This is a genomic window from Mesorhizobium sp. M7D.F.Ca.US.004.03.1.1 (assembly GCF_003998635.1).
Classification (GTDB): Bacteria; Pseudomonadota; Alphaproteobacteria; order Rhizobiales; family Rhizobiaceae; genus Mesorhizobium; species Mesorhizobium loti.
Genome location: NZ_RZQG01001599.1, coordinates 1 through 688, shown reverse-complemented (window position 1 = coordinate 688; position 688 = coordinate 1). Strand labels below are relative to the sequence as shown.

Here is a 688-nt window from a genome sequence, read left to right as displayed (position 1 = left end):
CCGATGCGTTCGGCGTGATGCCGCCGATCGCGCGGCTCACCCCCGCGCAGGCGATGTATCATTTCCTGTCCGGCTACACCGCCAAGGTGGCCGGAACCGAAAAGGGCGTAACCGAACCCGAAGCGACGTTTTCGACCTGTTTCGGCGCGCCGTTCATGCCGCGCCATCCATCGGAATACGGCAATCTGCTGCGCGAACTGATTGCCCGCCACGATGCCGATTGCTGGCTGGTCAACACCGGCTGGACCGGCGGCGCCTACGGCACCGGCAAGCGCATGCCGATCAAGGCGACGCGAGCGTTGCTTGCCGCCGCACTCGACGGCTCGCTGAAGACGGCCGAGTTCCGCACCGATGCCCATTTCGGTTTCGAGGTGCCGGTGGCTGTCCCGGGCGTCGACAGCGCCATCCTCGACCCGCGATCGACCTGGGCCGACAAGGCCGGTTATGATCGGCAGGCGGCAAGACTAGTCGGCATGTTCGCCGTCAACTTCGAGAAATTCGAAAGCCATGTCGACGCCGTGGTGCTGGGTGCGGCGCCGCGCATGCAGGAAGCGGCGGAGTAATCGCGCCATCGAGCTCAGCTATCGTTGAAAGGCCCGGCTTCGATCGGGCCTTTTCTTTTTTGATCCGCCGCGCCATGACTGCGGCATGGCGAGCGACGACAACATCATCATTGCCGACGATGCGG

At 64.4% G+C, this 688-nt stretch carries 1 protein-coding gene; it reads left to right on the top strand.

What is annotated here, in order from left to right:
* Window positions 1-563 (top strand): phosphoenolpyruvate carboxykinase (ATP) (locus EN935_RS38960; RefSeq protein WP_127374403.1); only part of this gene is annotated, 563 nt, incomplete at its 5' end.
* Window positions 564-688 lie beyond the last annotated feature (125 nt).